Raw genomic sequence first — 13,352 nt, 5'->3', positions numbered from 1 at the left:
GTGCGACATCGCGGATTCGGTGGGCGTGGGATTGCTCTTCGGCGACCGGCTGGTCCGGCGACGCCCCGGACCGGCGGAGTTGGGCCGATGCTGCGCGGGCGTGCGCGCAGGCACCCGGGCGGGCGCGGGGGCCTGATAGGGCGCGACCTCGCCCACGAGCGCCTGCACCGCATCGGATGCGGCGGTCACCTGGACGGGCGCGACCGTGATGCCGGCCTTGCGCATCAGCAGCTGGGTGTCACGGCGCTGCTCGGGCAGCACCACGGTGACGACGTCACCGGCGCTGCCCGCCCGCGCCGTCCGCCCTGACCGGTGCAGATAGGACTTGTGCTCGCTGGGTGGGTCGATGTGCACGACGAGCTCGACCTCGTCCACGTGCACGCCGCGCGCGGCGATATCGGTCGCCACCAGCACCCGGGCGCCGCCCGAGGCGAACATCGCCAGGTTGCGCTCGCGAGCGGGCTGAGACAGGTTTCCGTGCAGATCGACCGACGGAACACCGGCCTCGGTGAGCTGCCTGGCGAGCTTGCGCGCCTGGTGCTTGGTACGCATGAACAGAATCCGCCGGCCGCTGCCGGAGGCGAGCCGGTGCACCACCTCTTTTTTGGACTCGGCATTGGCGACGTGGAAGACGTGGTGCGTCATTTCCGATACCGGCGAGTTGGCCTCGTCGACCGAGTGCAGCACCTCGTTGCGGAGGAATCGCTGCACGAGCTTGTCGACGCCGTTGTCCAGGGTGGCCGAAAACAGCAGCCGCTGGCCATCTTTCGGTGTAGCGGCCAGGATTCGGGTGACGCCGGGCAGGAAGCCGAGATCGGCCATGTGATCGGCCTCGTCGATGACGGTGATCTCGACGGCGTCCAGGCTGATCAAGCGCTGCTTCATCAAATCCTCGAGCCGGCCCGGGCAGGCCACCACGATGTCGACGCCGGACTTCAGCGCGGCCACCTGGCGGCTTTGCGAAACGCCGCCGAAAACCGTCGTGATCCGCAGGCCGCTGGCACCGGCCAGTGGTTCGAGCGTCGCTGTGATCTGCGTCGCCAACTCCCGGGTGGGGGCCAGCACTAGGCCCGTGGGCCGCGAGGGGCGCCGGTTGGCCTTAGGCAGGCGGCTGACGAGCGGGATCGAAAAGGCCAGGGTCTTGCCGCTGCCGGTCTTGCCGCGACCGAGAACGTCTCGGCCGGCCAGGATGTCGGGCAGGGTTTCGACCTGGATCGGAAATGGATGGGTGATGCCGCGCTGGGCGAGCGCTTCGACCAGGTGGGTGCGCACGCCAAGGTCGGCGAAAGTCTTGCTAGTGGTCACTTTTCGGTGCCTTTCAGGCATCGGTGGTGCCGTGCCGGAGGCGAGAGAACGCCGCGCGGCATCGGCACGAGGTGGCGAGATTGCCGGATGGCAAAATCGATCGCCGCGAGACAAGCTCGTGCGGGATGCACGGGTCATCTGGGTGACAAGCGCGATCTTTGCGCTGGCACCGGGGGGATGAGGAAGCGTTCCACGACGGTGTTGGCATGCAGTGTCATGCAGCCAACGTTGCTGTCAGCCTAGCGCATGCGGTGCCGAACGGCTAAATGGCGTGGCTCACTCCTCGAGCCGCGCACGAACGGCCGCCAGCCGCGCCGCCAGTTCGTCCTCGGTGATGACGCCCCGCGACACCAGCGAATGCGCCAGGGCGACCAGCCGATTCTCCGGATACGGCAGGCCGGCGTAGACGGTTGCCGACAGCGCGTCCTCGTCGTCGCGGCGCTCGATGAAACTGAGCATCCGTGTGCCGCAACCACTTTGGTCAAGGGCATCGCAGATGCCGTCCAGGCTCGTCTGCCACGGCGGCGCCGAGTTCGCCACCCCGTATTTCGCCGCCATGCGACTCCAGACCTGGTTGCGTGCAACGATTTTGGCCAGCGGTGCGACGCTGGAGTCCTCGATGGGGTGTGGTCCGGGCGCGGCGCTCATCTGTCGCCTCACTGGTCCGCCGGGTGCACGGCCGGGCGCGTCTGCGTGACGGCGTTGGTCGTCACCCCCGGCTTAGGCAGCGCGACCCCGATCAGGCAATCGCGCGTGACAATTTCGACGAGTTGGTCTTCGGTCCAATCCTGGGTTCCGGCCGGCCGGACGGGCATCACCATGAACCGATGCTTCTGGTTGGAATCCTCCACCCGGATCTCGACGTCCTCCGGAAGGATCAGCCCGAATTCCGCGAGCACCTGCCGCGGCCAGCGCACGATGCGGCGCCGGTAGTTGGGGGTGCGGTACCACTCCGGTGAATTGCCCAAGATCGGGCGCGGGTAGCACGAGCACAGCGTGCAGACGATCACGTGATGCAGCGTCGGGGTGTCCTCGAGCACATGCAGGGCGGTGAAGTCACTCGGCGTTCCGAACCCGGTCGGCTCCAGCCAGTCGACCCCAACCTCCTTGCTGGCGGCCAGCGCGTCGGTGCGCACCAACTCCTTGAAGTCGGGATCGAGCCAGGCCCGCGCCACCAGGCGCGCCGCGGGAGTGGGTCCGATCTGTTCGGCGAACTCGGTGAAGCGACGGTGCTCCTCGGCGGTGAAAATGCCTTTCTCGATGCACAATTCGCGAAGAGCGATCTCGAGGACCTCGAAGTCGGTGATCTCATCGACCATGGGCGCGGCGGTGCGGTCGTGATCGTGCTCGTGCTCGTGGGCGGTCATGCGGGGGTCCTTTCGCCAAGCTATTCGGCCGGTTCGAGCCACCGTTGCGGGATTTCGGTTTGCAACGTGTCGTTGCCGGGCCCGGTGTAGCCATGCCACAGCTCGGCGAGGTTGAACCGAACGATGTAGAACCATTCGGGTTGTTGGTCTGGGCCGTCCCACGTCTCGTCCTCGGCGGCCGGGCTTTCGTACGAGACGACCGCGATCTCGCCCGTCGCCCCGCGCACGTACTCCTGGGTGCGGGTGTAGAGCAACACGGGCAGGTCGCGCACCACGACCTTGTCGCCGACCTTGAACTTCGGCGCGCCGGCCTGTCCGGCATACACCTGCGGGTCGCCCTTGCCCACGGCGTGACGATGGTGCCGGTTGCGTTTGACGGCGGCGGGGTCGCCTTCGGACTTGGGCTTGGCCGCCAAGGGTTTTCCGCTCAGGCCGCCGGCGTAGCGTGCCCTGACCTCGGCCATGCGTTCGGCCAATTCGCTCAGGCCGATGTGGTGTTTTTCGGCGAGGACGCGCGCGACCGCCAGCAGCCACCGCCCGTAGTAGGGCAGGCCGAGGTAGATGGTGCGACCGAGGTCGACGTTGCCCATCCGGCGTCGCTCCTCGGACAACCAGATTCCGCGCCAGCCGAGCACTTCACACATGACGTAGGTGTTGTGCTCCCAGAGTTCGTACTGCTTGTTCTCGAATTCGATGGGAGCGTCCGGCTCACCGCCGACGTCGTGCGGCGTCTTGACATAGGCGTTGAAGCGTTCGTGGTCAATGAGATCCGGCGTGGGGGCGTCGGGGAGTTCCGGGTAGGAGGACTGCAGACGGGCTATCAGGTCGAGCTGTGCGGCTCGGTCCGACGGAGTCGTCATCCCAGCTCCATTCGACTAGTCCAGCGCTTGCTCATACTTCACTCTTCTGGCCGGAATTGCGCAACCGCAAAGCGAACTCCGGTACGCCGGTCTCCGGTAACGTCACCGGAATGGAGCGGCGTGTCCTGGAAGCGGTCATTTATGAGCGTGAACCGCCGATAGCGCGGATCATTCTGAACCGGGTGGACAAGGCCAACACCAAGGACGCTGTCCTGGTCGGCGAGGTCGACAGTTGCCTGCACGAAGCCGACCGCGACAAGGACGTCAAGGTCGTTATCCTCAAGGCGAACGGCAAGGGATTCTGCGGCGGCCATGTGGCGCGCTGGGGCCCGGACGAAAACCCGTATCCGGATTTCGGGGACACGTTCGAGGACCTCTACAAAGGCACCGCCGATCTGTTTTTGTGGCCGACGCTGTACCTGTGGGAATTTCCCAAGCCGACCATCTCGCAGATCCACGGCTATTGCATGGGCGGTGGGATCTATCTCGGCTTGCTGACCGACTTCTGCGTCGCCTCCGAGGACGCGTATTTTCAGATGCCACTTGCCCAGAGCCTGGGCGAACCCGGCGGGCACACCATGATCGAGCCGTGGCTGCTGATGAATTGGCATCGCACCATGGACTGGTTGTTGCTGGCGCCGACCCTGACCGCGCAGCAGGCCCTCGACTGGGGTCTGCTCAACCGGGTGGTCCCGCGCGAGGACCTCGAGGAGACCGTGGAGGAGATGGCGCGAAAGATCGCCCAGATCCCGTTGACCACACTCATGGCGGTCAAGAACAACGTGAAGCGAGCATGGGAATTGATGGGCATGCGGGTCCATCTTCAGGTCAGCCACATCCTGACGAACATGGTTGGCGCCGCCTCCGATGTGCAGGCACGGCGGGCCGAGCTGATGCGCTCCGGGATGAAGCCACGCGAATTCGTCGACAGCGACAAGCTCGACACTAACAAGGTCGACGCTGACAAGGTCGACACTGACAAGAAGGATCCCCCGCCGGCGTGACGTTGGTTTCACGCTGGGCGCCGAACGTGAAGCTAACGTCACGCTCGGCGGCAATGCCCGCCTAGCGGCTCATCTCACCGGCGATCTTGCGTCCGGCGGCATGGCGGGCGGCGACGTAGCCGAACACCATCGAGCTGGCGATGCTCGCGCCGGCGCCCGGATAGGTGCGGCCCATCACCGTCGCGGTCGTGTTGCCGGTGGCGTACAGACCCTCGATCACCCGATCCTGTTCGTCGAGCACCTGGGCGTGTTCGTTGGTGATGACGCCGCCGCACGTGCCGACGTCGGCGGGCAGCACCCTGGTCGCGTAGTAGGGGGCGGTGTCGAGCGGGCCGATGGCGGCGTTCGGCCGGTAGCCGGGGTCGCCGAGGCAGTCGTTGTAGGCGGACTGGCCGCGGCCGAAGTCGGGGTCCAGGCCCTTGGCCGAGAATTGGTTGAATCGCTCGATCGTGCGCGCCAATTCGTCGGGGGGAAGATCGATCTGGCGGGCGAGGTCGGGAATGGTCGCGGCTCGTTTGACGGCGCCGGACTCGATCAGGTCCGGGGGCAGCGGCTGGTTCCGCTTCAGGGTTTTCAGGGGATTGGCGCTGGTGACGTATCTGCGCACGTATCCCTCGTCGAAGATCATCCAGCACGGCACCGCCTTGTTGGCGTACATCGCCTTGCCGACCTCGACGTAGGAGTTGGACTCGTTGCAGAACCGCCTGCCGGCCGAGTCGACGTAGATGGCGCCGGGGCGCTGGCGTCCGGAACCGAGCGAGGCGGCGACGGAGCCGCCATTGGCGATGAAAACCGAAGGCAGCCACCAGGCCTCGTCCAGCAGGTCGGTCTTGGCGCCCAGCCGCATCGCCGCCTCGAGCACCTCGCCGGTGTCGCCGGCGTTGGCGATCGACCACTTTCCTTCGTTCGGCTGGTTGCCGCTGTAGCGGCGGCGCATCTCTGCGTTGTGGCCGAAACCGCCGGCGGCCAACAGGACACCCTTGCGGGCCTCGACGGTCACCGGCTTTCCGTCGCGGACCGCGCGCACCCCGACCACCCGGCCGTCGTCGACGACCAGATCCGTCATCGCGGCTTGTGTCCACAGCGGGGGATCGCCGTCGCTGAGATCGATCAGCGCCTTGAGCATCTGGGCGATCAGCGAGGCGCCGTTGGTGAGGAGCCGGCGCCGCCGGGCCCGGGCGATCGCGGTGCGCAGGAACACCCGCGACGCGACTGCGAAGGCGCGCGGTGCGCGGTTGAAATATTGGACCGACCGTAACTCGTTGGTCAGCACCACATACCCGTAGTTCTTGGCCAGCGGCGGCTGCACCTTGTCGCTCCACACGCCGAGCCGCGCGGCGTCGAACGGGATGCCCTCGACGGCGCGGCCGGAGGCGTTGCCGCCCTTGTGATTCGGGTAGTAGTCGCTCCAGCCCGCGCAGCGGACCAGTGTGACACCCTTGCGGATGAGGAAGTTGATCATGTCGAAGCCGGCGGTGAGGAACACCTCGCGTCGTTCGGGGGAGGACGGTGCGCCGATGTCGCCGACCACGTCGGCCAGGTAGGCCAGGCCGTCCTCGTGGGAGTCCGCGATCCCGTCGGCGCGCATCAGCGGGTTGTTCGGCAGCCACACGATGCCGCCCGACAACCCCGTCGAACCGCCCACCAGCGGCTGCTTTTCGATGATCAGCGGTTCGAGCCCGCAGTCCAGGGCGGTCAGCCCGGCGACCATGCCGCCCCCACCGCTGCCCGCGATGACCAGGTCCACCGAATGGTCCCACCGGGTGGTCATCGCGCCTCCGAGCCGAAGCCGAGGTCGACGATCGGCACGTCGATGGTGGTGTTGGTCCGCTGGATGGCGGGCAGCAGGGTGGTGTACGGCAGCCCGGCCAGGAAACCGTCGATGACGCGTTCGAAATTCGAGATCAGGCCTTCGATCTGATCGGACAACCGCATGAAGTCAAAGCCTGTGGAATGCAAGCCCTTCTGCTGCCGGGGCAGATTGGAGAAATCCTGGGCCGGGATGGGCGGCCAGCGCGGGTCGTCGGGCGCCATGGGTTCGGGAGGCGCGGGTTTGCCGGCCGATGCGTCGGCGGGAAACCGGGTCAGCGACCAGATTTCGAACAGCGTCTCCTCGGGCCCCAGCGGACGGATGCGGTACGAGGAGGCGCTGCTGTAGGTGGGCAGGATGAAGTGGTGCGGGAAGGCGAATCCGATCGCGTCGGTGATCCCGCGGCGGACGAGGTCGTTGAGATCGGGCATGGTGCTGCCGCGGGCGCGATGCCAGTCGACGACGGCGTCGTTGAGCGCGTCGCGCCACGCCGCCATCGCCGCGCTCGGGTCGGCGGGCAACTCGATGTGCTGCAGGCCTTCGGCGATGCGAATGTCGTTCTCATGCGTCATGCCGGCCATGCCGGCGCCGAGTGTGCGCATGAAATACAGGTTGCTCGCGACGACGGGATGTACTGCGGCGGAGGGCTCCCCGGTCTGCGCGGACGGCAGCAGCTGCGGATGGGTCTGCGGCACGTGGTAGCTCTCCATGAACGCCGCGGTCGCGAGTTTCCAGTTCACCGGCAGCCGGCACGATTGCCACCACTCCACCCGCAGCGCCTCCACCTGCCATGCGTCGTAGGTCGAGGCGAACGGTTCCATCCAGTCGCGCAGTGCCGGTGCGTCGTTGTCGAGGTTGATCCACACGCATCCGCCCCACAGCTCGCAGCGCACCGAGACCAGCTCCAGGTCCTCGGGACGCATGTTGTCCTCGGCGAACGCCTCGGGGCGCAGCACGAAGGTGTTGCGGCCGTCGATGCCCCAGCACCAGCCGTGGAAGGGGCAGACGAAGGTGCGCCGATTCCCGTTGCCCTCCACCAGCTTTACGCCGCGATGGCGACAGGCGTTGTGGTAGGAACGCACGGTGTCATGGTCGACGCGCACCACGATGATCGAGTCGTCGAGGATCTCGTATTCCACGTAGTCGCCCGGTTTGGGGATCTCCTCCAGCCTGCAGGCCATCTGCCATACCCGCGGCCAGAACAGCCGCGCCTCGAGCGCGTAGAACTCCGGATCGTAATAGCGCTGCTTGGGGATCCGGTCGGCGGTCTGCACCGCCCACGGCACCGGTAGCGGCGTCCAGTTCGCCGCCGCCCGGTGCGGGGTTCGCGGGTTGGAAGTCTCGTTGCCCATTCCTACAGCCATCTCGTCATCCCTCGGGTCACATCACACGATCCGCGACACCCGTCCTTGCCAGTAGCGGTCGCGCAGGCGTCTCTTGTAGAGCTTTCCGTTCGGGTCGCGCGGCAGGGAGCCGAATTCGACGGTGCGCGGGCACTTGTACCCGGCCAGGTGCGCCCGGCAATATTCGATGAGTTCGGCCTCCAGCTCGGGTCCGGGCGCCACGCCATCGGCCGGCTGCACGACGGCCTTGACCTCTTCGCCGAACTCATCGTTGGGAACCCCGAACACCGCCGCGTCCACCAGCTTCGGATGCATGACAAGCAGATTCTCCGCCTCTTGCGGGTAGATGTTGACCCCGCCGGAGACGATCATGAACGAAGAGCGGTCGGTGAGGTACAAATAGCCGTCGGCGTCGACATAGCCCATGTCGCCGAGCGATCGCCAGCCGCGCTCGTTGGACACCGATGCGGTTTTGGCGGGGTCCTTGAAGTATTCGAAGTCCGGTCCACCCTCGAAATAGAGTTCGCCGGATTCGCCGACGGGAAGCTCGCGCCCGTCCTCGCCGACCACGTGCACCGGGGCCATCGGAACACCCACCGACCCGGGATGGTCGAGCCACTCGCTGGGGCCGATCGTGGTGCCCGCGAAACCTTCGGTGCCACCGTAGTATTCGTGGATGATGGGGCCAAACCAGTCCATCATCCGGTGTTTCACGTCGACCGGGCACGGTGCGGCCGCGTGAATGACGCACCGCAAGCTGGAGACGTCGTAGCGCTCCCGAACCGGCGCGGGCAACTTGAGCATGCGCACGAACATCGTCGGCACGAACTGCGCGTGGGTCACCCGGTGGGCCTCGATCAGGCGCAACATCGCCTCGGCGTCGAATCTGGGCATGAGGACCGACGCTGCGCCCACCCGGTTAACCGCCATGGTGTAGTTCACCCCGGCCGCGTGATACAGCGGTGCGGGGGACAGGTACACGCTCGAGGAGTTCATAGCGTATTTGTGAATGAGCGCCAGTTCGAGCACCGACTGCGCCCAGGATCCGTTGCCGTCGACGGGAAGCGGCCGCCGCACCGCCTTGGGCCGCCCGGTGGTCCCGGACGAATACAGCATCTCCGATCCGTCCGAAAGGGGTGGGGGCTCCCCGGCCGCCGCCAGCGCGTCCTCGTAGGATCGCCAGCCGGGCAGCGGGCCGCCGACCGAGAAATGCGCGACCACCACGGCGTTGGCGTTTCGGATGTGCGCGGCCAGTTGGGGCATCGCGGCATCGACGAACACCGCCTTGGCGTCCGAGTCGTCGATGACGTAGCTGACCTCCTCGGCAAGGAAGTGGGTGTTCACGGCGGTGTAGTAGAGGCCGGAAAGTTGGGCGCCCCAGGTGATTTCGAGGAACTCCGGGCGGTTCGGCAGCACCAGCGCAATCCCGTCGCCGCGGCGCAGCCCCGCCCCGTGCAACGCGGCGGCCACCCGCCGGCTGCGGGTGTGCAGTTCGCCGAACGAGATCGTGCCGCCGTCGGTGATCAGGGCCGGCGACCCTGCGGCGGCGATCGCGTGCTCGGCGATGTTCACCGGCAATCCCTAAGTTGTTGCGGCGCCGTCGGTCTGGGCGGCCGCCGCGGCCTGGCGGCGGGCATGCTCGGAGGGCAGCACCTTGTCCTTGAAGACCGTCTGGATCAGCTGCTGCACGTCCTTGCTGATCGAGGCGAGCGCGACGAGGTCGTTGGAGCTCTGCCAGTGCACCCGCATGCCCATCAGCTCCCAGGCGCGTTTGAGGTTGGCCTTGGTGAGCATCAGCGTCGTCAGCGGCGCCTGGGCGATATGGCGGGCGATGGCGTCGACCCTGCCGTCGAGCTGGTCGCGCGGGACGACCTCGTTGACCAGGCCGACGTCGAGGGCCTTCTTGGCGTCGATGACCTCGGCGGTGAACAGGTAGTAGGCGGCCCGGCGCCAGTTCATGAAAACCCAAGGCTCGATGGAGCATTCACCCGACGGCATCCCGAACCCCTGCAGGGGCGGGTAGGAGAAGTAGGCATCCTCGGAGGCGATGACGATGTCGGTGGTCAGGCCCATGTGCGTGCCGCCGCCCACGCAGTAGCCGTGCACCTGCGCGATCGTGGGCTTGGAAAACTCCCACAGGTTCAGCGTGGGCTTGACGAACAGATCCGACTGCGCCTTCCACGGGTGCCCGGTCACCATGGCGTTCTCCACGAACGACGGGTAGTCCACCGCGTTGTTGCCGATCGCATGTCCCGAACAAAAGCCCTTGCCGTTGGCTTTGAGCACCAGCACCTTGATGTCGTAGTCGCGGTCGGCGTCGGCCAGCGCGGCGTCGACCTCTTCCGCCAGCTTCTGATCCTGCGCGTTGGCCTTTTCCGGCCAGTTCAGCGTGATGCGGGCGATCGGGCCCTCTTTTTCGTAGATGATTCTCTCGCGGGTCTCGTTGAGATCCATGCGGCGCTACCTTTCCTCGTTAGCTTTTCCTCGTTAGGGCGTGATGACGCCGATTTCGGCGCCGATGTCGTAGGTGGTCCCGACCTGACCCGTCCAGCGCACAGTGCCGGATGCCCCCGCCTCGATTTCCTGTTCCACCTTTTCGGTCGCGATGACGTAGATCGGCGTGCCCGCCTCGACGTGCTCACCGGCGCCGACCAGCAGGCCGGTGAGTTCGGCCTCGGACACGGCCACCGAGACCCGCGGAATGCGAATGATGAAGTCAGCCATGCACCTTCGCCCTCTGCAGCGTGCGCTGGGCCGCCGCGACGATGCGTGCCGGCGACGGATACACCTGCGCTTCGAGCGCGGGGGCGGCCGGATTAGGCACGAACCGCGCGGCGGCCCGCTCGATGGGCGCGGCGAGTTCGCCGAACAACTCGGCCGACAGGAGGGCGGCGATTTCGGCTCCGGGGCCCGCGAATTGGACCGCATCGTGCACGATGACGGCGCGGTGAGTGCGCCGGACGGAGTCGACGATGGCGTCGAGGTCCAGCGGCACCAGCGTGCGCAGGTCGACGACCTCGGCGTCGACGCCCTGGTCGGCCAGGGTGGCCGCCGCGGCGAGCGCGTCGTGCACGCAGCGTCCGTAGCCGATCAGGCTCACGTCGGTGCCGGGCCGCTTGATGTCGGCCTGGCCCAGCGGGATCGAGAAGCCGGGCTCGACGGGCACCGGCCCCTTTTTGCTCTGCAACCGGATGGTTTCGACGAACAGGCAGGGGTCGGGGTCGAAGATCGCCGTGGTCAGCAGACCTTTGCCGTCGCGCGGGGTGGACGGCACGATCACCTTCATCCCGGGAACGTGCATGAACCAGGCCTCGAGGCTTTGCGAATGCGTCGCACCGGTGGCCAGCCCGGCGTACACCTGGGTGCGCACGGTGATCGGCGCCGACGTGCGGCCGGCGGTCATGAACCGCAGTTTGGCGGCGTTGTTGATCAGTTGGTCGGCGGCGATCCCGATGAAGTCCATGATCATGATCTCGGCGACCGGCAGGAGCCCGTCGATGGCGGCGCCGATGGCCGCGCCGAGGATGGCGGCCTCCGAGATCGGGGTGTCCAGGACGCGGTCGTGCCCGTATTTCGTCGAGAGCCCGGCGGTGGGACCGGATGCGCCGGGATCGGCGATGTCCTCACCGAGCAAGAACACCCGTTCGTCGGCCGCGAGCGCCTGGTCCAGCGCGAGGTTGAGCGCCTCGCGCATCGTCATCTCGGTGTCGCCCATGTCCTACACCGGAAACCCGATGGGCGTCGCGTAAACGTCGCGGTCAAGCTCGTCGACCGATGCCGCATCCGCGGCCATGACGGCGCGCAGCGCGCCCTGCACCGCCGCCACCGCCTGCGCGTCCATCCGGTCCAGCTCGTCGCCGCCGCAGCTGCCCGTCTCGGCGAGGTAGGAGCGGAACCGGGGCACCGGATCGGCGGCCATCGCCGCCTCGAGTTGATCCTTGGGCATGTAGGGCATCCGGTCGCCGAAATAGTGGCCGCGGAAGCGGAAGGTCACGCATTCGATGAAGGTGGGGCCGGCGCCGCCGCGGGCGCGCTGCAGCGCCTCGTCGAGCGCCGCCTTCACCGCCAGCGGATCGTTGCCGTCGACGCGCACCCCGGGCATCCCGTATCCGGCGGCCCGATCGGCCACCCGCTCGAGCTTCATGGTGTCGCCCGTCGGGGTCATCTCCGCGTATTGGTTGTTCTGGCAGACGAAGACCATGGGCAGGTCCCAGAGCGCGGCCATGTTGGCGGCCTCGTGGAAGGAGCCGGTGTTGGTGGCGCCGTCCCCGAAGCTGACCACCGTGACACGGTCGAGCCCCTTGCGTTGGGCGGCCATCGCCAGGCCCACGGCCACCGGCGGCCCGGCGCCGACGATGCCGGTCGAAAGCATCACGCCCACCTCGGGTTTGGCGATGTGCATGGTGCCGCCCTTGCCCCGGCTCGCGCCGACGGCGCGGCCCATCATCTCGCCGTAGATCTCCTCGAGGGGGACCCCCTTGCCGATGAGATCGTGCAGGCCGCGGTAGGTGGTCACCAATTGATCGTCGGGCCGCAGCGCGACACCCAGCGCCGCGGCGATCGCCTCCTGGCCGCGGGAGGGCCAGTACACGCACATGAACTCGCCGGTGCCGATCCCCGTGGACAGCCGGTCGTCCGCCGCCTTCATGAGCACCATCAGTTCGTAGAGGCGTCGTAGGATCTTGCGGTCCTCGGTCATCGTGGAGTCCCGTTGCGGTGCATGACGATTGGGGTCACCTCGGTCACGCGCCCGACCACGGCTTGACCTTGAGGAAGCCGCCGCCGTCCACGCGCAGTTGCTGTCCGGTGATGTAGCGGGCGGCGTCGGAGGCGAGGAACAGCACCGCCTCGCTGATGTCCTCGGGTTCGACGTAGGGGATGGGCATCGCCTGGACGAACGGGAAGATCGGTTCGGCGTCCTCGCGGGTCGGCTCCTTGAGGTCGGGGCGGAAGGCCCGGTACATCGGCGCGCTGTGCAGCATGTCGGTGTTGACGTTCGTCGGGTGCACCGCGTTCATCCGGATGGAGAACGGCGCCAGCGCCAGGGCGAAGTCGTTGACATAGTGCGCCGCGGCCAATTTCGCGAACGCGTAGCCCGCTCCGCCGGGACCGCCGTCGATACCGGTGGTGTTCATCGATGACATGAACGCCGCGTTGGAGCCGATGACGACGATCGACGCCCCGGCCTGCAGGTGTTTGAGGCTGGCGTGCACCAGGTTGAGCACGCCGATGAGGTCCACGTCCACCGCGTCGGCGAAGGCCTTCGGCGGCAGTCCCGCGGTCAGTGGGCAGATGCCGGCGTTGGCCACCACGATGTCGAGGCGCCCGAGCTCGGCGACGCCCTCATCGATGGCCGCCGACAGGGCCACGCGGTCGCGGACGTCGGCGACCGCGGTGTGCGCGCGCCGCCCCTCCTTCTCCACCAGCCGTGCCGTTTCGTCCAGGTCCTCGGGGCGCGCCAGCGGATACTCATTGGTGTCGATGTCGGTGCAGAGATCCACGGCGATGATGTCCGCACCTTCGGCGGCCAGCATCCGCGCGTGAGAGCGGCCCTGCCCGCGCGCGGCGCCACTGATCACGGCCACCTTGCCCGTTACCCTGCCCATCGCCCGTTCCTTCGTCGGTGTCTACATCGCGATCCGCGTTGGCACCCAACGCCATTC

The 13,352-nt window shown here is 67.3% G+C and carries 13 protein-coding genes; 1 reads left to right on the top strand and 12 read right to left on the bottom strand.

Features of this window, described 5'->3' with window-relative positions:
* The 4 genes from DQP57_RS19185 to DQP57_RS19165 all read right to left on the bottom strand — a co-directional run.
* On the bottom strand, positions 1 to 1,305 hold a 1,305-nt coding region (locus DQP57_RS19185), incomplete at its 3' end, for a DEAD/DEAH box helicase (protein WP_133259270.1).
* A gap of 276 nt (positions 1,306 to 1,581) precedes the next feature.
* On the bottom strand, positions 1,582 to 1,953 hold the full coding sequence (locus DQP57_RS19175; protein WP_112634311.1) for a thiocyanate hydrolase: 372 nt from the start codon (positions 1,951 to 1,953) through the stop codon (positions 1,582 to 1,584).
* Between the two features lie 8 nt (positions 1,954 to 1,961).
* Positions 1,962 to 2,672, bottom strand: a complete 711-nt coding sequence (gene scnC, locus DQP57_RS19170; protein WP_112634310.1) for a thiocyanate hydrolase subunit gamma — start codon at positions 2,670 to 2,672, stop codon at positions 1,962 to 1,964.
* 20 nt (positions 2,673 to 2,692) lie between these two features.
* Complete coding sequence (locus tag DQP57_RS19165) at positions 2,693 to 3,532, bottom strand: nitrile hydratase subunit beta (RefSeq protein ID WP_112634309.1); 840 nt, start codon at positions 3,530 to 3,532, stop codon at positions 2,693 to 2,695.
* A 110-nt stretch (positions 3,533 to 3,642) separates the two neighbouring features.
* Between DQP57_RS19165 and DQP57_RS19160 the strand changes: the two genes are divergently transcribed.
* Positions 3,643 to 4,536 (top strand): enoyl-CoA hydratase-related protein, encoded by an 894-nt coding sequence (locus DQP57_RS19160; RefSeq protein WP_240631813.1) that lies wholly within the window; start codon positions 3,643 to 3,645, stop codon positions 4,534 to 4,536.
* A 61-nt stretch (positions 4,537 to 4,597) separates the two neighbouring features.
* Here the strand turns inward: DQP57_RS19160 and DQP57_RS19155 are convergent, their stop codons facing one another.
* The 8 genes from DQP57_RS19155 to DQP57_RS19120 are packed head-to-tail and all read right to left on the bottom strand — an operon-like array spanning position 4,598 to position 13,295.
* Entirely contained in the window at positions 4,598 to 6,307 is a 1,710-nt protein-coding gene (locus tag DQP57_RS19155) for an FAD-binding protein (RefSeq protein ID WP_112634308.1), read from the bottom strand.
* Positions 6,304 to 7,698 (bottom strand): aromatic ring-hydroxylating oxygenase subunit alpha, encoded by a 1,395-nt coding sequence (locus tag DQP57_RS19150; RefSeq protein WP_112634307.1) that lies wholly within the window; start codon positions 7,696 to 7,698, stop codon positions 6,304 to 6,306. Before DQP57_RS19150 ends, DQP57_RS19155 begins: the two co-directional genes overlap by 4 nt.
* A 33-nt stretch (positions 7,699 to 7,731) precedes the next feature.
* Positions 7,732 to 9,261, bottom strand: a complete 1,530-nt coding sequence (locus DQP57_RS19145) for an acyl-CoA synthetase (RefSeq protein ID WP_112634306.1) — start codon at positions 9,259 to 9,261, stop codon at positions 7,732 to 7,734.
* Positions 9,262 to 9,270: 9 nt separating this feature from the next.
* Positions 9,271 to 10,143, bottom strand: coding sequence for an enoyl-CoA hydratase-related protein (locus tag DQP57_RS19140; RefSeq protein WP_112634305.1), 873 nt, complete (start codon positions 10,141 to 10,143; stop codon positions 9,271 to 9,273).
* 33 nt (positions 10,144 to 10,176) lie between these two features.
* Positions 10,177 to 10,413, bottom strand: coding sequence for a lipoyl domain-containing protein (locus DQP57_RS19135; protein WP_064950017.1), 237 nt, complete (start codon positions 10,411 to 10,413; stop codon positions 10,177 to 10,179).
* Positions 10,406 to 11,404, bottom strand: a complete 999-nt coding sequence (locus tag DQP57_RS19130) for an alpha-ketoacid dehydrogenase subunit beta (protein ID WP_112634304.1) — start codon at positions 11,402 to 11,404, stop codon at positions 10,406 to 10,408. The genes DQP57_RS19135 and DQP57_RS19130 overlap by 8 nt, the downstream gene beginning before the upstream one ends.
* 3 nt (positions 11,405 to 11,407) lie before the next feature.
* Entirely contained in the window at positions 11,408 to 12,388 is a 981-nt protein-coding gene (locus tag DQP57_RS19125) for a thiamine pyrophosphate-dependent dehydrogenase E1 component subunit alpha (RefSeq protein WP_112634303.1), read from the bottom strand.
* A 43-nt stretch (positions 12,389 to 12,431) separates the two neighbouring features.
* The gene (locus DQP57_RS19120; RefSeq protein WP_112634302.1) at positions 12,432 to 13,295 is read right to left on the bottom strand and encodes a mycofactocin-coupled SDR family oxidoreductase; all 864 of its coding nucleotides are present in this window, start codon (positions 13,293 to 13,295) and stop codon (positions 12,432 to 12,434) included.
* Between the last annotated feature and the right edge of the window lie 57 nt (positions 13,296 to 13,352).

It is taken from the genome of Mycobacterium colombiense, assembly GCF_003284935.1.
Lineage (GTDB): Bacteria > Actinomycetota > Actinomycetes > Mycobacteriales > Mycobacteriaceae > Mycobacterium > Mycobacterium arosiense_A.
Note: the sequence above shows the minus strand (reverse complement) of the source record. Positions and strands in the feature narration are given on the sequence as shown.

Bases quoted from the DNA above. Each gene is read 5' to 3' on its own strand.
- DQP57_RS19175 (WP_112634311.1), bottom strand. From the start codon at position 1,953: ATGAGCGCCGCGCCCGGACCACACCCCATCGAGGACTCCAGCGTCGCA.
- scnC (WP_112634310.1), bottom strand. From the start codon at position 2,672: ATGACCGCCCACGAGCACGAGCACGATCACGACCGCACCGCCGCGCCC.
- DQP57_RS19165 (WP_112634309.1), bottom strand. From the start codon at position 3,532: ATGACGACTCCGTCGGACCGAGCCGCACAGCTCGACCTGATAGCCCGT.
- DQP57_RS19160 (WP_240631813.1), top strand. From the start codon at position 3,643: ATGGAGCGGCGTGTCCTGGAAGCGGTCATTTATGAGCGTGAACCGCCG.
- DQP57_RS19155 (WP_112634308.1), bottom strand. From the start codon at position 6,307: ATGACCACCCGGTGGGACCATTCGGTGGACCTGGTCATCGCGGGCAGC.
- DQP57_RS19150 (WP_112634307.1), bottom strand. From the start codon at position 7,698: ATGGGCAACGAGACTTCCAACCCGCGAACCCCGCACCGGGCGGCGGCG.
- DQP57_RS19140 (WP_112634305.1), bottom strand. From the start codon at position 10,143: ATGGATCTCAACGAGACCCGCGAGAGAATCATCTACGAAAAAGAGGGC.
- DQP57_RS19135 (WP_064950017.1), bottom strand. From the start codon at position 10,413: ATGGCTGACTTCATCATTCGCATTCCGCGGGTCTCGGTGGCCGTGTCC.
- DQP57_RS19130 (WP_112634304.1), bottom strand. From the start codon at position 11,404: ATGGGCGACACCGAGATGACGATGCGCGAGGCGCTCAACCTCGCGCTG.
- DQP57_RS19125 (WP_112634303.1), bottom strand. From the start codon at position 12,388: ATGACCGAGGACCGCAAGATCCTACGACGCCTCTACGAACTGATGGTG.
- DQP57_RS19120 (WP_112634302.1), bottom strand. From the start codon at position 13,295: ATGGGCAGGGTAACGGGCAAGGTGGCCGTGATCAGTGGCGCCGCGCGC.